Source organism: Pradoshia sp. Z6_59 (assembly GCF_058267515.1).
On record NZ_JBZCPP010000007.1, the window covers coordinates 99,196 to 121,484 of the forward strand.

17 protein-coding genes and 1 pseudogene are annotated in these 22,289 nt (G+C 36.4%); 17 read left to right on the forward strand and 1 reads right to left on the reverse strand.

Annotated elements, in window-relative coordinates; translation table 11 throughout:
- The 9 genes and pseudogenes from AC4D4B_RS09375 (at position 1) to AC4D4B_RS09415 (ending at position 9,110) form a co-directional block, all read left to right on the forward strand.
- A complete protein-coding gene (locus AC4D4B_RS09375) occupies positions 1-1,389 on the forward strand; it encodes a phosphoribosyltransferase family protein (protein WP_490999774.1) in 1,389 nt (462 codons plus the stop codon).
- Positions 1,390-1,502: 113 nt separating this feature from the next.
- Positions 1,503-2,612 (forward strand): cysteine protease StiP family protein, encoded by a 1,110-nt coding sequence (locus tag AC4D4B_RS09380; protein ID WP_490999775.1) that lies wholly within the window; start codon positions 1,503-1,505, stop codon positions 2,610-2,612.
- Positions 2,613-2,628: 16 nt separating this feature from the next.
- A complete protein-coding gene (locus AC4D4B_RS09385; RefSeq protein ID WP_490999844.1) occupies positions 2,629-3,417 on the forward strand; it encodes an HAD family hydrolase in 789 nt (262 codons plus the stop codon).
- A 312-nt stretch (positions 3,418-3,729) separates the two neighbouring features.
- A complete protein-coding gene (locus AC4D4B_RS09390) occupies positions 3,730-5,355 on the forward strand; it encodes a YceG family protein (RefSeq protein WP_490999776.1) in 1,626 nt (541 codons plus the stop codon).
- 54 nt (positions 5,356-5,409) lie between these two features.
- A complete protein-coding gene (locus AC4D4B_RS09395) occupies positions 5,410-6,492 on the forward strand; it encodes a toxic anion resistance protein (protein WP_490999777.1) in 1,083 nt (360 codons plus the stop codon).
- Between the two features lie 204 nt (positions 6,493-6,696).
- Positions 6,697-7,320 (forward strand): annotated as a pseudogene (locus AC4D4B_RS09400) (TerD family protein); the annotation flags it as partial.
- Between the two features lie 42 nt (positions 7,321-7,362).
- Positions 7,363-8,031: a vWA domain-containing protein gene (locus AC4D4B_RS09405; protein WP_490994516.1), complete on the forward strand. Its 669-nt coding sequence runs from the start codon at positions 7,363-7,365 to the stop codon at positions 8,029-8,031.
- 372 nt (positions 8,032-8,403) lie between these two features.
- Complete coding sequence (locus AC4D4B_RS09410; protein WP_490994517.1) at positions 8,404-8,562, forward strand: hypothetical protein; 159 nt, start codon at positions 8,404-8,406, stop codon at positions 8,560-8,562.
- A 98-nt stretch (positions 8,563-8,660) separates the two neighbouring features.
- Positions 8,661-9,110 carry an OsmC family protein gene (locus AC4D4B_RS09415; protein ID WP_490999778.1) on the forward strand — a complete coding sequence of 150 codons (450 nt, stop codon included), beginning with the start codon at positions 8,661-8,663 and terminating at the stop codon, positions 9,108-9,110.
- A 90-nt stretch (positions 9,111-9,200) separates the two neighbouring features.
- Here AC4D4B_RS09415 and mbcS read toward each other — a convergent pair whose 3' ends face one another.
- Entirely contained in the window at positions 9,201-10,781 is a 1,581-nt protein-coding gene (gene mbcS, locus AC4D4B_RS09420) for an acyl-CoA synthetase MbcS (RefSeq protein ID WP_490999779.1), read from the reverse strand.
- A gap of 454 nt (positions 10,782-11,235) precedes the next feature.
- On the opposite strand from mbcS, the gene AC4D4B_RS09425 reads away from it, so the two are divergent.
- The 8 genes from AC4D4B_RS09425 to AC4D4B_RS09460 all read left to right on the forward strand — a co-directional run bounded on the left by AC4D4B_RS09425 (position 11,236) and on the right by AC4D4B_RS09460 (position 22,282).
- The gene (locus AC4D4B_RS09425) at positions 11,236-12,744 is read left to right on the forward strand and encodes a class I adenylate-forming enzyme family protein (RefSeq protein ID WP_490999780.1); all 1,509 of its coding nucleotides are present in this window, start codon (positions 11,236-11,238) and stop codon (positions 12,742-12,744) included.
- A 318-nt stretch (positions 12,745-13,062) separates the two neighbouring features.
- On the forward strand, positions 13,063-15,135 hold the full coding sequence (locus AC4D4B_RS09430; RefSeq protein WP_490999781.1) for a helix-turn-helix domain-containing protein: 2,073 nt from the start codon (positions 13,063-13,065) through the stop codon (positions 15,133-15,135).
- Positions 15,136-15,408: 273 nt separating this feature from the next.
- Positions 15,409-16,599: an acyl-CoA dehydrogenase family protein gene (locus tag AC4D4B_RS09435; RefSeq protein WP_490999782.1), complete on the forward strand. Its 1,191-nt coding sequence runs from the start codon at positions 15,409-15,411 to the stop codon at positions 16,597-16,599.
- Positions 16,600-16,620: 21 nt separating this feature from the next.
- Positions 16,621-17,757: an acyl-CoA dehydrogenase family protein gene (locus tag AC4D4B_RS09440; protein ID WP_490999783.1), complete on the forward strand. Its 1,137-nt coding sequence runs from the start codon at positions 16,621-16,623 to the stop codon at positions 17,755-17,757.
- Between the two features lie 46 nt (positions 17,758-17,803).
- A complete protein-coding gene (locus AC4D4B_RS09445) occupies positions 17,804-19,273 on the forward strand; it encodes an aldehyde dehydrogenase family protein (RefSeq protein ID WP_490999784.1) in 1,470 nt (489 codons plus the stop codon).
- Between the two features lie 73 nt (positions 19,274-19,346).
- Positions 19,347-21,092, forward strand: coding sequence for a class I adenylate-forming enzyme family protein (locus AC4D4B_RS09450; protein WP_490999785.1), 1,746 nt, complete (start codon positions 19,347-19,349; stop codon positions 21,090-21,092).
- A gap of 309 nt (positions 21,093-21,401) precedes the next feature.
- Positions 21,402-21,842, forward strand: coding sequence for a MaoC family dehydratase N-terminal domain-containing protein (locus tag AC4D4B_RS09455; protein WP_490999786.1), 441 nt, complete (start codon positions 21,402-21,404; stop codon positions 21,840-21,842).
- 20 nt (positions 21,843-21,862) lie between these two features.
- Positions 21,863-22,282, forward strand: a complete 420-nt coding sequence (locus AC4D4B_RS09460; protein WP_490999787.1) for a MaoC/PaaZ C-terminal domain-containing protein — start codon at positions 21,863-21,865, stop codon at positions 22,280-22,282.
- Positions 22,283-22,289: the final 7 nt, after the last annotated feature.

The window sequence follows — 22,289 nt, forward strand, 5'->3', positions numbered from 1 at the left end:
ATGACAGCAACGAGAGTGAATATAAAAGAAGTAACGCACCCAATACTGGATGATTTAACAGTTGGAATTGAAGTGTTTCATAATCCATATGATTTCGAAACACATCATTTATTTAAAATGGCGACTCGCATCAATAAGAAGCGAAATTTTTTGTTCGTAAGTACGGTTTTAGGCAAACATCTAGCTGTTAACCCTAAAATCCCTCTACTGATTGGTCATTTATTATCCCTACGATATTTAGAAGTCGTTTACGGCAAAAAAGATATGCGTGCAGCAAAAATAGCTGAAGCTATAAAAACTGGTGAATGCATTGAGGATACCTTGCTTTTAGTAAAAGAGAATCCAATCAAACTACCAAAGCCACTAACCATAATTGGTTTTGCTGAGACGGCTACAGCATTGGGTCATGCGGTTTTTAGTTCCTTTGATAAACATGCAAAATACATACACACAACCAGAGAAAAAATAGCTGAAATTCCATCAATCATTAATTTCGAAGAAGAACATTCTCATGCCAGCAGCCATTATGTCTATTCAAGTGACCCTGCTTTTTTTGATAACGATCAAGAAATTGTATTAGTGGATGATGAAATAACGACGGGTAAAACAGCAATCAACATTATCCGAAAAATCAATTCTGTTTATCCATCTAAAAAGGTATTTACTTTGATATCAATTTTGGATTGGCGCACAGCTGAGCATCGTGCTCAATATCAACAATTAGAAAAAGAATTAGGGATTACCATACATCCAGTGTCTTTAATGGATGGAACAATATCGATTAATGGTCAACCTGATTTAAAGCTGGAGGACCAGCTTGCTGCTCCTAATCAAACTTCTGAGCAACACATTTCATATATACCTATCCATCATTATTTTAAAGACCAGCACTTTAATCAATTTACTTCTATTAATACAGATGAGTCTCTAAATGCTTCTCCTTATTCACAGGCTACAGGGCGATTTGGTTTGGATATAGAAGAAGAAAGAAGTTTTTCTCCTATTTTTGAAGAGATAGGCGGTATTTTGAAACAGCATCGCAAAGGTAAGAGAACCTTGGCTATAGGTACCGGGGAATTTATGTATATACCTATGATGATTGCTTCGTCCATGGGGAGTGACGTTTATTTTCAATCTACTACTCGAAGTCCAATATACTCTTTAAAAAAGAGTGATTACTTAATTCATAATAAATTCACTTTCGATAGTCCTGAAAATAAAGGGGTCGTAAATTACTTATATAATATTGAAATCAACCGCTATGACGAGATATTTATATTTATTGAAAGAAACTCATCTCATGAATCATTAAATTCCATACTATCGGCATTAAAACAAACTGGGATTAATCTTATTACAATCATCACTATGACGGAAATGAATCAGTAAGGAATTCATATCAACCATTTTCTTTCTAATTGGACTAGAACTGTTAGATATCAAATATATTTTCATACTTTTATAGTTAAATACTGCTCCACTATACAACCAGGAGGGATTTTATGCTTAAACCAAAACTCATACCGGATCAAATGGGAAGCTACAACGAAGATGATGCCATTTTTTTATTAAGAGATATTAGTGATTACGTTTTTGAAACCAAAACGGAAGAAAGAGAAAGTTTAATCCAATCCGGTATACACTATTCGGAAATGCTCCCTATCGAATATCATCCTCCAAAAGAATATATAAATTTATTTCATGATACTTTAAAAAAATATTCTGAGCGTCTAGCTGTGGCTATTGGAACAGTGGCCGAACAAATTATTGAACGTAAAGGAATGGAAAACTTAGTTTTAGTCAGCTTAGCAAGAGCTGGAACACCAATTGGAGTGTTGATTAAACGTTATTACGCTTTTAAATATCAAATCAATGTTCCTCATTATTCTATATCTATCATTCGTGGCAGAGGCATTGATGAAGCAGCTATTGATTATATTTTTGATCAGCATTCTCTTGCGAACATTCAGGTAATAGACGGCTGGACAGGAAAAGGAGCTATTACGTTTGAATTAGCTGAAGCATGCGAGAAATATAATTCAACTCACTCGAATTATATTGATCCTTCATTGGCCGTGTTAGCCGATCCAGGGCATTGTGTAGATATATATGGAACAAGAGATGACTTTTTAATCCCATCCGCTTGTCTAAACTCTACGGTATCAGGCTTAGTAAGTCGTACTGTATTAAACTATGAATTCATGAGTAAGGATGACTTTCATGGTGCAAAGTTTTATAAAGAATTAGCGGATGCAGATTTATCGAATTTTTATGTGGATACAATCAGCGAGGATTTTGGAAAAGTAGAAGAGCAAGTGAAACAATCCTTAGAACAATTACGTCAAGAAGATAAAACACCAACGTGGCTCGGGATGGATTCTATTGAAAGAATTCAAAATATCTACAATATTAGCAATACACATTTTATCAAACCAGGTGTTGGAGAAACAACACGTGTTTTATTGCGAAGGATACCCTGGAAAATCCTAATCAATCCTAATCATTCAAATGATTTATCACATATTTTGTTCTTGGCTAAAGAGCGAAATGTACCGGTTGAGGAATTCAGGGATATGTCCTATACATGCTGCGGAATTATAAAAGAGGTATAAGGAAGGGATTACTATTATTTTATTTACATCCGATTTAGACAGAACCTTAATCTATTCAAAAAATATGATGGACAAACACCCCATCGATAATCAAATTACTCCAGTCGAATTTAAAGATGATCAGGTTATCACCTATATGTCTCAAACTTCAATTGACCTTTTACAACAATTTAATCAACAACATCTATTTGTACCAGTAACGACAAGAGCGCTTTATCAGTATGAAAGAATTGAAGTATTTCAACAGAAAATAAAGCCTAAATATGCGATTGTGAGCAATGGCGGAACTATTTTAGTAGATGGAAAGCCTGACTCTGAGTGGGACGATTTTATAAAAAACCATCTTTCTGTTACGTCACTTCCACATCATGACATGCTAAATACTTTCGCAAAGATCCGTCATGATTCCTGGGTTGAGCGTGAGTTTTATATCGATTCCTTGTTCTATATGTACCATGTAAATAAAGATACCCTACCACATCATGAACTGCTATCCTTTGAAGATGAATTAAACAAAATTGGATGGAGAACATTTTTGCATGGAAGAAAACTCTATATACTGCCAAGTAATTTAAATAAAGTTTTTGCAGTAGAGCATTTAAAAAAGCGGCTGGATTATGATATTCACACTGCTGCCGGGGATTCACTTATGGACTATGACATGATCGCAATCGCTGATAAAGGATATAGTCTAAAACATGGAGAGCTTTATGATGTCAAACCGAACGATCCAAAAATAAACTGGTTAAAAGGTAAAGGAGCAGCTTCCACAGAGGATTTAATTAAAAATCTCCTGAGCCTGTAAGAAAGCTGTAACACGGTGGGAGTAAGAGTATAAAGTACAATCCCATTGGGTTACAGCTCATTCTTTCAATTGTTTTTAGCCATTTTATTTCTAACTGAATAGCGATTCCTAAAAAAAATCTATGTAATTGACCAAAAATATCATAGATTTTTTAGTTTATAGAAAAATGGACTAATTACGAGTGTATAATAATCTGCAAAAGTTATATTTTTTGTAAAAAAAGAGCAGATTTCCCAAAACTCTTAGCGCAACTGTAAAAAAATAGATATATAATATTAATGTACGATCATCTTAGAGAAAGGAGATTAAATATTGAATTACATAAAAATAGAACCCTTATTAAACAAATCTACAACGGAATGGTTAGAGTTATTTCTTTCTTCTATTCGTACAAGACCATCCTTTCATTTAGATGAATCAACTTTTCGTTTTCAAAGAATCAGTCTCCGAGTATTAGGTATTCCGCTCGACGAGGATGAATACTTTAACTCTTTATACGACATGCACCAAAAACCTTATATACATGTGTTAAGTGAAGAATTGGATAAAACGATCGATAATCAGGTGTTCCAAACTATACAGGATGTTTTAACCTTACACCGTACAGAAAATAAAGGATTATCAATTAAACGATTGATAGCCATTTTTTATGGTAAAAACTTAATACCTAAGCATACGGATTCTACCATTAACAGGCATGTACAAATATCAATCATTAAAGTGGTTGAACATTTTAATGATAAACAGAAGAGCGGCTTGCTCTCACCTGAATTCCGCAGATTTATCATCGATATGATCAAATGGCTTAAAAACCATTGGGAAAAATGGTCTAAAGACCTCCAAATAGGTTCAGATTTTCCGAAAGTCGTTTGGTACGGAGACCTATCCCTAAGTCAGCAATATTTTTTATTACTGCTCATGGAATTTGGGTGTGATGTTTTAATTTTGCATCCTGCCGGCACAGACTTTTTTAGCGATCTTGATCGGGAAAATGAATTTTCACTACCCTATGTGTATACGAATAAAGGGAAGCTGGAACCATTCCCTGTGAAAGAAAGAGAGCGGCAAACGACTGTAGCGTATCGGGCCAACAAACAGCTTGAAATCATGTTAAATGATCATGAGTCTGGTATTTATAAACCTTGGCAATTTAGAAATTTCAAACCTTCATCTACAACATTAAGAATGACCTATGATGATGTATTTATATACGCAAAAGAAAAAGCAATGATTAGGCCGCAATTTAAAATTGATAAGGATCGAGTAATCATTCCTGTCATATTCACAAAAATCAATGGCGTTTCACGAGATCGAGAAGATTATTGGTCTAAAATGAAGGGACTCAAGGATTCTCCGCTCTCGAAAAACATTCGCGAATTTCCTTTCACGACAAAGACAAAAGCCAATTATCATTTTCATTTTCAGCATTCCTTAGATAAAGATGGCACACTGTCACCCGAAAAAATGCTTTCAGGAAATTGGTGGAGATATGGACATTTGCCGATTGAGCTCCAAAGGGCCATCGCCTGGACGATTAAAGATTATTGTGAACATCCTAAATTACTAAAGCTGAATCATGAAACAGAGTATGATTTGCAATTATTTTTATTTAAACAAGCGAGCTTAATTCCTGAAGACTTTCTGAAACAATTACAACAATTTGATTATTCTCAGGATGTGCCAAGAATCGTTTTATACAATATGGGAACTAACAGTACATTTACCCGTGAGGATGCGGCACTGCTGCTTTTTTTAAATGAATTTGGTGTGGATATTGTGTTATACAATCCAGCAGGACAAACCGATATAGAGAATTTTGTAGAACCATCTCATTACGATACCCATTGGCTAGAAGATATTGTTTTTGAACAAGAAATTCCAGACTTTCAGCAAGAAGAAAAATCATTCATTAAAAAGATTATTAAAAGAATATTTTAAAGGATATCTCAAAAGACAAATTAACAAATATTCCAATGATTGGGGAAATAAATAATGGTAAATGAATTACAGATAAAACAAAATACAGATCTGACAGAACAGTCTGCTAATGAAGTTAGAATGCAGCTGCGCAATGAAGCACAGGTCCTTCAAATTGTAGAAAATATGGATTTGCGCAATCAGAATGAATTATTATCACTAGGCAGAGCACCGGCAGAACGACTTTCTCAGTTTTCAGATAGAATATTGAACACGATGGCTCTTTCTAAAATTGATGAATCCGGGGAATTATTAATTCAATTAGAGAAATTAATGAAACGGTTTGATAAAAATGAAATCATGAAAGAACCTAATTTCATCGCAAAATTGTTTAAAAAAGCGAAGGCGACAACGGAAGCTCTCTTTAAAAAATATCAAACATTAGGTGGAGAGCTTGATAAAATTCATAGAGAATTTGCGATGATTGAGGATGAATTAAAGCGGACAAATCAAAATCTCGAAGGCTTATATGAAGAAGATATTGAATATTATTTCGAATTAGAAAAATATGTGGTAGCTGCTGAAATGAAATTAGAGGAAGTAAATCAGACGTTAATCCCTGAATGCGAACAACAAGTAAATTCAGGCAACCAAATGGCTCGGATGGAGCTGGAAAATCTTCGTACAGTCAAAGAATTACTAGAACGAAAAATTGATGATTTAGAAAAAGCCCGAATGGTAGCTGTCATCGCCGCTCCACAAATTAAAACCATGCAACGCGGTAATAATGATTTGGTTGCAAAGATTAATAGTGCCTTTGTTACAACGATTCCAATTTTTAAAATGGGCATTATTAATACGGTCAGTGCGAAACGTCAAAAAGTACATTCAGATTCATTGAATGCATTTGAAGATCGCACGAATCAAATGTTAAAGGATGTCACTAGCGATATTATGAATCAAAGCATTGAGATTGCTCAGCGTTCCGGTAGCTCCAGTATTAAAATGGATACCATTGAAAATATGTGGGATACGATTGTTAAAGGAATAGACGAATATAAAAAGGTTAAAGAAGAACAGTCCATGCAACGGATCGAAGATAAAAAACGTTTGGAAACGATTAGAGAGGATGCGAAACGCGTCCTATCCCAATCCTAACCGATTACCCCTATCTATAGTGTAGATAGGGGTTTTTTATATTCTATATCACCAATTGGCAGGTAATTCGAGTGAATATTAGCTTTTTTATCGATTCATTTGAAATATCGACTTAATATGAGTCTTATTCTATCTAAAATCTGTAAATTAAAATATAATTAATTTATGTAAATAAAATACAAATAAGGAAGGTGTCATACAATGGTTAACTTAAATAAAATTGAATTAAAGAAAAAAGGACAAAATATCAATCTAACAAAAAGTACGAATCAATCACTCGGAGAACTGCTCGTAAACCTCAATTGGAATCAAAAAAGTGCGCCTAAAACCGGTGGATTCATGTCTGCTTTATTCGGTAAGTCTAATAATGTCGACCTTGATCTTGGTTGTTTATTTGAAATGAAAAATGGAGAAAAAGGCTGCGTACAGGCTCTTGGCAATGCTTTTGGGAATTTTAACGCAAGACCTTTTATAAAACTGGATGCTGATGACCGTACGGGAAGTGCCGTAGGCGGAGAAAATCTTCGGATTAACGGAGATAAAGTCACCGAAATTAAACGAATTTTAGTATATGCGTTTATTTACCAAGGAGTAGCTAATTGGTCTCAGGCAGACGGTGTTGTAACTCTGAAGTATCCTGGAGGCTCCGATGTAGAAGTAAAACTGGACGAACATCTGAACGGCAAAAATATGTGTGCAATTGCAATGATAGAGAATGTTAACAATGAAACATTCAAGGTGGAAAGACTAGTAGAGTACTTTAAGGGCCATCAGGATATGGATCGTGCTTTTAATTGGGGCATGAACTGGGTAAGAGGTTCAAAATAATGCTGTTGTACAGATAGAAAAAATAACAAGGGAGAGTTACGTATGCAGCCGATTTTATTAAAAAAGAATATTGCTAAGGTTGTTTTAGAGAAGAAGAAATTACAGGGCGTTGTAGCCAGAGTTGGACTTGTGTTAGATATATCAGGTTCCATGCGAGCTTTATACCGTGATGGGGTTGTCCAGGAAGCAGTAGAGAGAATCCTGGCCGTAGCCAGCCAATTTGATGATAACGGTTCATTGGATGTATGGGTTTATGACAATGAATTTTCCAGGCTGCCTGCTGTTTCAGAAAAGGATTTCGTCAATTATGTCAACGACAAGATAGTAAATGATCAATCTATACATAAATTTGGAAGAAATGACGAACCACAAGTTATGAAAGATGTTATCCATAAATATATGAAAGAAGAACCAGCAGATGAGCCCGTCTTTTTAGTATTTATGAATGATGGCGGATGTAAATCAGGTATTAAAAAAATCATCGCAAATTCTTCGAAAATGCCGATTTTCTGGCAGTTTGTAGGTATAGGAGATTCTAATTTTGATGTGTTAAGAAAGCTGGATACAATGGAAGGCCGATATGTGGATAATGCAAATTTCTTTCATTTAAATAATTTAGAAGATGTGTCCGATGAAGAATTGTACGATCAATTATTAAACGAATTTCCACAATGGTTAGAGGAAGCAAAGCAAAAGGGGATCTTGAGATAATTCACTTAAAAGCTTTATATTTCCTTAACAAGGATTAATATCATTAATAATTTTTAATTGATTCCACATAAAAAACACAAACTTTATTTATTTTTAATAAAGTTTCATTCGTGTTTAGAGAAGATAAGTGCGGTTGCTTCACCGAGCGGACACTCATAAAATGATGAAAAACACGAACATTGGCAGTTTTCTATACAAAAGCTCGTAAAATTAGAGATTATGACTGTATTTTTTACAATATGCTATTTTTTTATAAAAAGAACATATGTTTGCACCTTGTTTTGCAGTCTGTTCAATCCGATGAATAGAATCGTATAGTTCGTGGTATTAACCTGTATAGTCAGATATAAAATTATATAGGGGTGATCTACATTGACAAAACAGACAAGTGACGATTGCAGAGTAGGTAATTTTGAAAAAGAATATGAGCTCCCACCCGGAACTATTCGAAACCGTAATGGCAGGGATACACACAGTGATAAGAAAATCGGGACGATACGAAAAGAGTCGGAGCACCACAAAAAGAAATAAAACGAAAAGCATAATCTACAAACGTATCATTTTAACGAAGCAGCTACTTGAGAGAACCAAATTCATTTTCATATATTACGTGTAAAAGGAGATTGATGATGGCAAAAACGACACTGAAATCAAAAGCAACTTTAATTAAAAATGTACAGGTCGAGGTCGAAGCTAGGGGACATAAGGTGACAATTGATGAACCGGAAAGAGCGGGAGGAACGGATCTTGGCATGAACCCATTGGAGCTCCTTCTTTCATCACTCGGTGCGTGTCAAACCATTATGGCTCAAAGCTATGCGGATAAAATGGGAATACAGTATGATCGTTTGGTGATCGAGCTTGAAGGTGATTTAGACACGGGCGGTTACCAGGGGAAACCAGGTGTAAAAGTTGGTTTAGAGGAAATTCGTTATATCGTCCATATGGAATCTAATGAGCCTCAAGAAAAAATCGAGGAATTTATCCATTATATAGAGGCTCATTGCCCAGCACTTGATACCTTAATCAATCCAACCAAAGTTGTATCAAAAGGCGTAAAAGTCTCGCAAACTAAATAAATTTTTACACCGTCGCTGTATTTAGTGGCGGTTTTTATTTATATAGAGACAAAAAAAACCCAACTTATTTAAAAGTCGGGTCAATATTTTTCAGTCTTTGCTTAGTTCCATCTCTCTTAATTGTACATGTCGAATCTTTCCTGATGTGGTTTTAGGCAATGTCTCTGTAAATTCAATGCTCCTAGGATATTTATAAGGAGCGGTTAACGTTTTTACAAAACTCTGAAGCTCTGCAATCAGTTCTTTTTCTGAATGCTGTTTATAAGATTCTGTTAAGACTATAAAGGCTTTAACAATATTTCCTCTAATCGCATCAGGACTTCCTATAACTGCACATTCCTTCACGGCAGGATGCTTGATTAAAGCATCTTCCACCTCAAACGGTCCAATTGTATATCCAGAGCTAATAATAATATCGTCGCTTCTACCCTCAAACCAAAAGAAACCTTCTTCATCTTTTAAAGCTCGGTCACCTGTAATAAAGTATTCACCTTTTCTTTGCGAAAGTGTACGTTCCTGATCTTTATAATATTCTTTAAAGAGAGCAGGTGTACTAAGATGAACACCTATATTACCAACTTCACCTGCTTGGCACAGCTGCCCATTTTCATCGACAATTTCTACTATATTTCCCGGTGTAGCTTTACCCATGGAACCAGGCTTATTTGGGATATCTTTTAATTGGCCGATTAATAATGTACTCTCAGTTTGTCCATAACCATTGCGAATCGTTACATTAAACTGATTGTAAAAAGCATTTATTACCTCTGTATTTAGTGCTTCACCAGCGGAAATCGCGCTATGGAGATAAGGTAATTTGTACGTATTTAGATTTTCACTTTTTACAATTAACCGATACTCAGTAGGTGTACAGCAGAAAACATTTATTTGATACTTATCCAGCAAAGCTAAAAAGGTATCCGCATTGAATTTTCCATTATACACGAAGCCGGTTGCTCCTGTTCCAAGTACGGATAGGAAGGGACTCCACACCCATTTTTGCCATCCAGGAGCGGCTGTTGCCCACACTAGGTCATTTTCATTGATAGACATCCAATTCTTTGCAGCTGTTTTTAAATGAGCATAGCCCCAGGCATGAGTATGTACAACTGCTTTTGGATTGCCTGTTGTGCCGGAAGTATAGGATAACAAAGCAATATCATCCCTGGTAGTGTTGGCTGCTTCAAATTGAGAGGAAGCTGTTTTCACTTTTTCATCTAGGGAAATCCATTGATCTTTACCTTCACCAACACAGAATTTAATCAGCTTATCTGAGTCAGGAACCGCATCAATTTCAGCTGTGAATTTTTCATAACAGACTACCGCTCGAGCTTCAGCATGCTGAATTCTAAAAGCCAAATCTTTTGCACGGAGCATCTCTGAGCATGGGATAAGTACGATGCCAGATTTTAATGCAGCTATATAGATGGCATAAGCCTCGATTATACGGGGAACAATCACCAGTATTTTATCACCCATTTGTAATCCCGCTTCAGCAAATACATTTCCTATTTTATTAGCTTCTTCGACTAATTGTTTATATGTAATTGATCTAGTCAGACCATCCTGATTCTCCCACTTTAAAGCCAATTTCTCAGAATCATTGGCATAACGCTCAATTTCCGTTGTTAAATTATAGACATGAGGAGCTATTAATTCTTCTCTTTTCATTAAAAAAATCCTCCCAAAATATGAATCAATTATGTGATACCTGTTATCATATGTAACTTTTAGTACTAGGTATTAAAATCAATTTTAGCTATTTTTTGCTGACAAGTAAAGGAAAGAGAATAGGAATTATTTTTGTAACGGCTTACAAGATTGGTATAGAAGAATAAAATTTAACAAAGTTTAATAGGAGAGGACATAAATGCACCATCTTTATTTTATTTCTAATAGATTGTTAGAAATAAAATTAGACTATCCATCCGAAAGAATCGAAAGTATTACGGCGGAATAGTAGGTTTTAACTTAGGAAGATGATTCGTGTAAAGGCATGTAGAATTCTATATACGTAAAAAAGGGGAACTATATCAAATTTAAATTTAACGACTATAAATCGACAATATAATGATTCCAAGCTCGCTATACTTATACTAGTTAATAAGTAAAGGGGGATGTTAGAGTGTTTATTTTTGAACAATTACGTGAACATGCGCATACTAAACCCAGTAGCGTGATTACTTCATTTAAGGGGAATGAGACAACCTACTCAGACTTTTATCAAAAAGCAAAAAACCTAGCAGGATTCTTTCAACAAAAAGGATATCAAAAAGAAGATATCATAGCTCTTTACTTATTTAATTCGGACACCTTTTTAATTGCATATTACGCTTGTCAACTAGGTGGATTTTCTGTATTGCCGATCAACACAAAACTGGCGGCTCCAGAAGTGGAGTATATTATGCGCCATTCTGAAGCAAAGGCCCTTATCTATGATGCTCGTTTAAATCCAATACTAGAGAAAATAAGTTCTACTGTGGAACAGTTTAAGGATATTCTTGAAACTGGCGAAAAAAACACCATAGAGGCAGTTTTAGAGGATGATTCTATCCCTTTCCAGCAAGAACACATTGATAAGGAAGATACTGCAGTTATTTTCTATACATCAGGAACTACAGGTAAACCTAAGGGTGTATGTCTATCAGCGGAGAATGTAAGGGCTATTGCTGAAATCTGGGCACATTCTTTAGAAACAACTTCACAGGATCGTACACTAATTGTCACCCCTTTATTTCACTGTGCAGCCAGTCATTGCTTTTCTATTCCAACAATCGTAAACGGCGGTACAGTCATTATTGAAGAAACTTTTATAATCGAACAAACTTTGAAAGCAATGGAGAGGGAAAAAGTCACGATCTTTTTTGGAGTTCCCGCCATTTATAGTACGTTATTAAATGCACCCCAAATGAAAGAGACTGATTTATCTCATCTACGGTTATTTACATACGGAGCGGCCCCTATGCCATATGAGCTCGTTAAACGATTAAAGACCTATTATCCAAATGTAAAGGTTCAGAACCTATATGGGCAAACAGAAAACTCTCCAGGGGCAACAACCCTAAAAGATCATTATGCACTAGAAAAAATCGGTTCAGTTGGAGAGCCTTTGCCCTATACACAGGTTCGCGTCGTGAGTGAAGATGGAGCGGATGTTCCTCCTTTTGCTGTCGGAGAAATCATTGTTAAAGGTCCACAAGTAATGAAAGGGTATTTAAAAAATGAAGAAGCAACTCGCATGACACTCAGAGACGGATGGTTGTACAGCGGAGACTTGGGTCGGTTAGATGAGAATGGATTGTTATATATTGTTGATCGAAAAAAAGATTTGCTCATTCGTGGAGGGGAAAATGTCTATCCAGTTGAAATTGAAGAGGTTTTATATCAATTGGATGAAATTTTGGAAGCAGCTGTAGTGGGTATTCCTCATCCTGTTTATGGAGAAGTTCCTAAGGCATTTATTGTGCTAAAAGAGGGACGACATCTATCAGCAGAGCATATCCAAACCTACTGTCAAAAAAATCTCGCAAAATATAAAGCTCCTGAGACAATTGTCTTTGTGGAAGAATTACCACGAAATGCGAGCGGGAAAGTGCTAAAACACACTTTGCGAGATTATCATGTGAGGGCATAGGGAAGATTCATTTAAATTAGGTGATAAATGGTTGCTCAGCAATTCAAAAAGATCTCTCAGTCAAAGTGCTGTGAGATTTTTTGCTATTAAATTTAAATTATACATCGTACACTTAACAACTTTTCTTAATTAACGTTACTTGCCATTATCATATAAGAAAGCTTTATCGATAAGTATTTGTAGAATATTTCTGAATTTTTAGATATAAATAAGATTGATTAATCATTATAGGAAATTTAATATTATAATGTAGAAAGACAATCTGTGACAGAATACGTGAATATCTTTTAAAAATAATTTATATCCAGGGGAGGAAATATGAGTAACCAAAATGTTTTGCAGGCATTTTTGAAGGAAAAAGGTGTTCATTGCCCGTATCAAATTTGGTTATCAAGTCCTGAAACTTCAGATTCTATTTTAATTGAGGGCGAGGAACATTTAAGCGATTTCGAACGATTGCATATGGACATAATGGATGTTATATCTATCCAGGAAGTTAAGGGCCATAAAACATATCTTTATTTTAAATACCCTACTCAATACATAGTATCCATCTGCTTATCTGAACCGACAAAGTTTGAAGAAAAAGAAATGGAATTAATCTATTATTTTCTTTATCCTATATACAGCGAATATGCTTTAAACTCAAACCGATATAAGATTGATAAAATCATAGAGAGTATCTGTCAAACCACTTCTTTGTTAGATATTGAAGAAATATTTTCTGCGATATTAAAAAATACGATGGAAGTTATACCAACCGCTGACTTAGGTACCTTGTGGTTATATGACCGGCAATTAAATCGTATCGTTTGTAAGACTTCTGTTGGCCATGTTATGGACGGACTTTGGAAAATGAAGTATAGAATAGGCGAAGGATCTATTGGACAAATGTTCATGAATGGAACTCCTGAGCTTGTGAAGGATACTTCTAAGCTTTTATTAAAGATGGCTACTGTTTCTCCAGAAAATAATCAATATTGGGATTCTACCTACGACTTTCCCCGGCACGTCAAATCGTTAATTTCAGCACCTATAGCTGTTGATGGTGAAATTGAGTGTGCTATGATCCTTGGCCAGGTTAAATCTAGTAAGAGTCTTACAGAACAAGATTTACACTTGATGCAAGGCTTTTCTTCTCAAATTGGTGTAGCGCTTAAAAATGCAAAGTTATTTACCGATATCAAAAATCAAAATCAGCTTCTTCTCAAACGAGATGACATTCATTCCACACTAACCAATTTGTCCTTGCAGAATTTGGGGGCAAAAAAGGTAATTCGTGAGCTAAACAGAATAATAGGAAAAAAAATAATATTTGTAGACCTAATCGAAAATAGCTGTATACCTGAAAGAAAAAAACTGCCCTATTCTTATACGTACCAAAATCTTTATCGTACGATTACAAACATGGAAGATGGTTTACCATACAAAATTATTACATCTGAGCAAGATTCCCATTGTCTATATCCAATTCGTACGGAAAATTTAATTCTTGGCTGTCTTATTATTGAGATAAAGGAACCCTTAAGTCAGCTGGACCATATCGCATTAGAACAGGGATATTCTGTCCTTGCACTTGAACTGGTTAAGAAAAAGAATTTAGTCGGGTTTTATTACAAAAATCGTCGAGAGTTATATTATCAATTGCTGCAGAGCAAAGATTCTACCACGTTATTGTCAAAGGCAACCGAATTAGGAATTAAGGAACAGGAGGAGTTTTTTTCAGTAATCATTCAATATATAGGAAATCAGGACGAGGAAGTGCTAGACACCTATATACACCGTTTAGTGGCTCAGTTAAAAAAAGAATTACCGTTTTATATTCAAACCATTTTCGGTGACCATAATAAGGTAATCGTTCTCTTCTCCCTTCCCGATACCAAATCATACACTTTCATTCTGCAGGTTTTAGAACAAACCATTGTGATGTGGAATGAGGAGGAAAAGGGCAGATTACTCTGCGGAGGAATCAGTTCAATTTATAGCGATTTATCCCTGATTGCTAAATCTCATAATGAGGCGGAGATGGCTCTCTCTTATCTTGTTTCAAAGGAAGCTCCTGATATAATAGAGTACTCCAAAATTGGACTAAACAGGCTATTTATCAATCAAGACAAAGAAGAAATTAACCGTTTTCTGCAGGAGGTATTTGAGCCCTTACAGACACCTCATCATGAAGCCAGCAAACTCGAAGAAACATTGATTACTTACTTTGAATTGAATCGATCTGCTTCACAAACGGCTACTAAATTGTATATCCATATAAATACACTTTACCAAAGATTAAAGAAGATTGAAGATTGTCTCTGTATCTCGTTTGAAGACGCAGAGGACATTTTACGCCTTCAACTAGCCTGTTATCTTAAGAAATCACTGAACCAAGCTTCCTAGCGTCAAAACACAACATATTTTCCATCATTATTATGGATGTTTAAAATAAAATCCTCATATTTTCATATACGGGAAGGCATTGCCTTCTCTTTGTTTTATAACTTTCTTCTACATTACCTCCTTCTCCAGCAATAACAAGTATATAATCTTCAATTCATTACAAAGAAATTATGTAAAAACCTACATTGTATTAAAAAACCTATGTTACTAAAATACAAATTATAGTTGTTATGTTTGTGAGGAGCTTGATGATTGCCGAAGGAGGATGATGAAATGGATTTTTCTTTTACAAAAAAAGAGGAAGAATACCGTCGAACATTAAGGATATGGTTAGAGGAAAATCTACCTGATGGTTGGATCGAAGGTAAACGAAATTTGCCAGAAGATGAAGAAGAACAAGCTCAATTTTTGAGGAATTGGCAGAAGAAAATGAATGATGGCGGCTGGGTTGCCATCGCTTGGCCAGAAAAATATGGCGGTCGAAGTGCCTCTGTTATAGAAGAGATCATCTATCATCAGGAAATGGTTAGAGCAGGGGCTCCACATCTTATTAATTATATTGGAATCCATATGGTTGGCCCGACTTTAATGGATATTGGAACGGAAGAGCAAAGAGAGAAATTTATCCCCAAAATACTTAACGCTGAAGAAGTATGGTGTCAGGGTTATTCTGAACCAAATGCCGGGTCTGATTTATCTGCATTGAAAACGAGTGCTGTAAAACAGGGCGACAAATGGATTATAAATGGACAAAAAGTTTGGACGAGTTATGGGCATTTGGCAGACCGGTGTTTTCTACTTGCGAGAACCTCGAATTTTGAAAAGAAACATAAAGGAATTACGGTATTCCTAGTAGATATGAAACAACCAGGTGTTGAAGTACGTCCCATTATTCAAATGAATGGAAAGCATGATTTTAATGAGGTCTATTTTAATGATGCTGTTGCTTATGATGAAGAAATTGTTGGCGAAATTGATGAGGGCTGGAAGGTAATGATTAATTTAATGCTCCATGAACGAACTGGAATTGGCGCACAAATATTCACTCTGGAGAAGCAATTTTCTGATTTAGTGTTGCTAACGAATGAACTGAAGGAAAATGGCCAACCGCTTATAAAGGACCCATTTACACGACAAAAAATGGTTGAGCTCTATACTCGTTGTCGAGGTGTACTTTTAACCTATTATCGCAATATTACTACCTCAATGAAAAGAGGCTATCCTGGTGCAGAAAGCTCGATGGATAAATTAATGAGCAGTGAATTAACAAAGGATTTGTTTGAGTTTGCTGTATCCATTCAGGGTCATCAGGGTGTTTTATGGAAAGAAGATGCACTGGCCAATCCTTTTTGGCAATTAGAATATTTATCATCCTTTGGGGTTACGATTGGCGGAGGTACAAGCGAAGTACAGAGAAATACGATTGGTGAAAGATTATTGGGATTGCCAAAGGATTTACGTTAATGAAACGGAGGTGCAATAAAAATGGATTTTTCTTTGAGTGAAGAACAGGAAATGTTTCGGGGATCGGTCCGAAAATATTTAGATGGCGCAGGGCAAACAAAGATTGCCCGGGAATTGGCGAGAAATAATACGAATTTGCTCACTAAGACATGGAAGGGTCTAGCACAATTGGGCTGTATGGGAATCACTGTGAAAGAAGAATACGGAGGAGCTGAATTAACTACAGTTGATCAAGTTCCTGTACTCGAAGAATTAGGACGTGCATTATTACCAGGATTGTATTTAGAAACCGTCGCATTTGCCGCTCCGATGATTGAAAAGTTTGGCACAACCGAACAAAAAGAAAAATACTTACCTGGAATTGCAGACGGTTCAAGAACCATTTCACTTGCATGGTTAGAGCCAGGGAAGAGTTTTAACCTGAACGATATTCAAATGACAGCAAAATACGACGGAGACACGATGATTCTTAACGGATCTAAAACATTAGTTCCTGAAGGCAATCTGGCAGATACATATCTTGTGCTAGTCCGCCCTGAATCAGAAATGGATGGAAAAGGTATTTCTTTTGTCCTTGTAGATAGAAAAGATGATGGTGTAGATTATCGGGTACTTCAATCAATGGATGAAACTCGTCATCTAACAGAAGTTAACTTCAAAAATGTAATCGTTTCCAACTCTCGAATTCTAGGTGAATTACATAGAGGCGAGGACACCATTGAGGAAGGGCTTTTATATCTGAACGCCGCCCTTGCTTCAATTATGGTTGGAGGCATGGATAAAATCGTCGAAATGTGTGCCGAATATGCAAAAATCCGTGTTCAATTTGGCCAGCCAATCGGACGTTTTCAAGCGATAAAGCATCGAATTGCAGATATGAAACTGGATTTGGAGACGGCAAGATCGTTAAGTTACTACGCTGTTTGGGCTCTGGATGAAAAGGCAGAGGATGCAGCAGTGGCAGTTAATAGTGCCCGGGCATTTATTACTGAAGCGTACCTTCGTTTAGCGGGACATGGGATTCAAATTCATGGTGGCATAGGAGTAACAGAGGAAATTGACTGTCATCTGTATTTAAAAAGAGCTCAATACTATCAAACATATCTGGGAAATTCAAGATTATATAGAGAAAAGGCAGCTACAGCTCTTAATTGGTAGATTTTCAGCCTAAACCATCTTTAAAAACAGGAAGGGATGAGTAAGTATGCCTGTAATCAATGAACTAAAAGAATATAAAAATATTATTAACGGTAATGCTGTTCCGTCAACAACCGGTGAATTTATTGAAAGTTTCAATCCCTCTATAGGTATTGCTTGGGCAAGGATACCGAGAAGCACGATAGAAGACGTGGAATATACAATCCAAGCTGCCCGCAATGCATTTCCCGATTGGGCTGCACTTCCACCATTACAACGGGCTGAATTATTAAGACAAATTGGCGATCGACTGACTGATCATGCTGAAGAATTGGCAACTCTGGAAACAAGGGACAATGGATGGGTCATAAGCAACACAAGCTATACGCTTATCACTTCATTAAAACAAATTTGGTATGATGCAGCCGGGCTTTGTAATTATGCGAGTAGAGGGGATACCATCCCAAAGGGGCCCACAACGTTTGGTTATACGTATCGTGAACCTCTGGGAGTGGTTGTAGGGATAACACCATGGAATGCCCCTCTATTTACTTTCACTATGAAAGCTGCCTATGCTTTGGCAGCAGGCAATACAGTTATCATTAAACCTTCTGAGCATGCGTCTGTTTCTTCCTTACGCTACGGAGAAATTTTGGCATCCATCTTACCTCCAGGTGTCATAAATGTCTTATCTGGATATGGAACTGAAATCGGTGATGCTTTAGTAAGCAATAAGGAAATAAATAAAATCAGTCTTACTGGCTCAAAAGCTACTGCAAGCGCAATTACCAGGGCAACTGTCAATAATCCAAAACCATTCATCTTTGAATTGGGCGGTAAATCTCCAAATATTATTTTTGAGGATGCAGACCTGGATAAAGTAATGGAAAGATTATTGCCTTATTCCATTTTTACCGGCAACGCAGGACAAATATGTGTGGCTGGATCCAGGATATTAATTCAGAAGTCCATCTTTGAAGAAGTAGTAAAAGGATTCAAGCAGGCTATGGAATCCGTAAAGCTTGGAAATACGTTAGATATGCAAACAACGATGGGCCCAATCGGTAATCTATCGCAATATAAGAAAGTGATTTCCTATATAGAGCTTGGAGAAAAAGAAGGAGAAATTATTGTAGGTGGGAAATCTGGCGGTAATGTCTTATTACAAGGAAATCAGGAGTTAGAAAACGGATATTGGGTAGAGCCAACTCTGATAAAGGTGGATAATCACCGTTATCGTGTATGCCAGGAAGAAATCTTTGGGCCTGTAGCAGTGGTCATACCATTTGAAACCGAAGAAGAAGCTATAGCCATGGCTAATGATACGGATTTTGGTTTGGCAGCAGGAATCTGGACGACTGATCTAGCCCGTGCAAAGCGATTAATAAGCAAGATAGATGCAGGAAATGTATGGGTGAATACGTATTCTCAGGTTGGAATTGATTTACCCTTTGGAGGATTTAAAGACAGTGGCTTTGGAACAGATTCGTTTATAGAATACACCCGGGAAAAAGCATGTGTAATAGAAATTGGATAAAAATATATCCCACTAAAGTAGACATCTATTAAGTTATGCTTACCTATTCTAATACCAATTGGAGTTGATAAAAATGTTTAATTGGTCAGATGAACGAATTTTTGATCCAGATATGCCAAGGACTATTGACTATCCTAATTTACCGGTAGGAGCGATTTTAAAAGGAAGCGCCAGCCGTTTTGGAAACCGAACCGCTTTTATTTATCGTGATACCCATATTAGCTATGAACAGGTTTACCGTGATTCACTGCGGTTTGCTTATTCATTGAAGAAGCTTGGCGTAGAAAAAGGTACAGTCATTTCAGTACATTTACCAACATGCCCTCAATATATTGTTGCTTATTATGGAATTGTTTTATCCGGTGCTATATATTCACCAATTAATCCTTATTTTCCAAAAGATGATGTCTGCTTTCAGCTTCAGGATTCGGATACTGAAATTATCATCACTCATGAGTCAACAGTGAATGATATACAAAGTCTGCAAGCAAACTTAAATTTAAAGAAGGTAATTGTGACTGGAGACCAGGAAATGTTTTCATATGATAACCCAGTGGATGTAAAGGATTACGGAAAGGATTGGTATAGCTTGGCGGATTTGATTGCTTCAGGTATAGAGGAGGAATTTGATCCCGGTATTGATCCAAAAAATGATCTTGTCCATATTGCGTATACGGGTGGAACAACAGGTAGACCTAAAGGTGTTATGATTACACATTCTAATTTGATCAGCAGTTTTCTGCAGACGGCAGCCTGGACGGCTGGATTATTGCCAAGAATTACAGACGATGGTGGACTTGAAGTTGTAAGAGTCGAGAAAGATATCGACAAATACCTAGCTAAATACCCGTGTATGACAGAGGAAGCCATTTCACTCAGTCCTTCACCTTTGTTTCATATATCCGGTGTCTATTCTTGTATGGCATATCCAATGTTAGTAGGGTACACTGTCGTTCTCATTGATCGTTTTAAACCGACTACATTTCTTGAATATATCGAAAAATATCAAGTGACACATGTGAGTGGTTCTCCATCCATGTGGAATGGCTTATTCGGTCATCCAGACATACATAATTATGATTTTTCATCTGTAAAGAATGCCGGATCCGGTTCCGCCCCATTAGTACAAGAGGAAATGAAACTATTAGCAAAAACATTTCCAAATGCCAAGATTGGAGAAGGCTATGGACAAACAGAAGCTACTGCAACAATCACCAATACCGTTATGTTCTGGTCTGGATTGCAAAAGATCGGAACAGTTGGACATCCACTTTTTGATACAGAAGTGAAAATCATCCCTGCTGATGGCAGCAGCGAAGAATCATTACCTACTGGATCTACAGGTGAAATATGTGCAAAAGGTCCACAAATTATGAAGGGGTATTATAATAAGCCCGTCGAAACAGAAGAAGCGCTTAGAGACGGCTGGCTCCATACAGGAGATATCGGTATGCTGGACGAAGATGGATTCATCACCATCGTTGACCGCAAAAAAGATATGTTGATTTATAAAGGTTATAACGTCTATCCAAGCAGGCTTGAGGATGCGCTATTTAAGCATCCTGCAGTAAGCAACGCCACCGTAATAGGGAAACCTTCAGCAGGTGTTGGAGAAATCCCAAAGGCATTTGTTATTCTCAAGCCGGGAGCAACGGCAACAGTGGAAGAACTCATCGATTTTGTTAATCAGGAAGTCGTTCACTATGCAAAAATACGAGAATTGGAGATTGTTGAAGAGTTTCCTGTATCACCAGCAGGTAAAATTCTCAAACGAATCCTGCGTGAAAAAGAATTAAAGACAATAAATAGCCCAATATGAAATAAATCATTTAATTTTTTCAGGAGCTTTACAAGACTACTGATTAGATTGAATCATTCTATGAAATTTTGAGAACACATATTTAAAAGTAGTTATAAATCTGTTAAATAAAAACAAATTTTTATCATTCAACTACAGCACAATGTGGTTTGTCCATGTAACGCTATCTACTATTGTAGTGTAGAACATTACAAGACTTTGTGGATATTTATGTTGAAACCTACATTGATGCTACATGTATATTATCTTAAAATTTGCATAAACAACCGTCATTTTTACACATAAAGCCTATTAATGGGAGGCAAAGCTATGGAGCTTGATAAAAGTATAATTGGTTTAGAAGGACGCACTTTTTCCGTTGAGGTAGAAAAGCGACATATTCGTCAATTTGCGGATGCTATAGGAGATCCTAATCCTTTATATACTGACGAAGAATATGCTAAAAATACATTTTATGAGGGCATTATTTCTCCTCCAACCTTTTTAATTGCCTTAAGCAGTGAAGGAAATCATCTTCCTCTAAAACTGGACGAAAAGCGGATGCTTCATGGAGAGCAGGAGTTTATTTATTATCGTTCAATTCGGCTTGGAGATCGACTCATTTGTAAAAGCAAGGTAGCGGATATATACGAAAAAGACGGAAATAGCGGTAAGATGCAATTTCTTGTTCTTGATACAGAATTCAAGGACGAGAGCGGAGAGATGGTAGCCATCAGCCGTATGAATATCATTTATCGAGCTGCTTTATGAAAAGATAGGGGGTCAAATGGATGGAGTTACAATATCAAGATTTAAGAGAGGGACAAGCGCTTCCTGTCTTAAAAAAACCGCCCATTACAAAGGTTCAATTAGTCAAATATGCCGGTGCATCCGGTGATTTTAACCCGCTACATACTGACGATGAATTTGCGCAAAAGATTGGCATGAATGGTGTAATTGCTCACGGAATGCTGATTATGGGCTTTTTGGGCCAATACATTATGGAGCTTGCAGGCACCACATCTGAAATTATACAGTTTAAAATGCGATTTGGAGCGATGACAATTCCGGGTGACTTAATTACATGTTCCTCAACTGTAGAAAAAATCTATGAGGAAGATGGCCTAAGAATGGCAGATTTAAATTTAATAGCTGAAAAGGAATCAGGGAAAGTTGTTGGTTCTGGTAAAGCTACTCTAAAATTTCGTTAACTTGTTC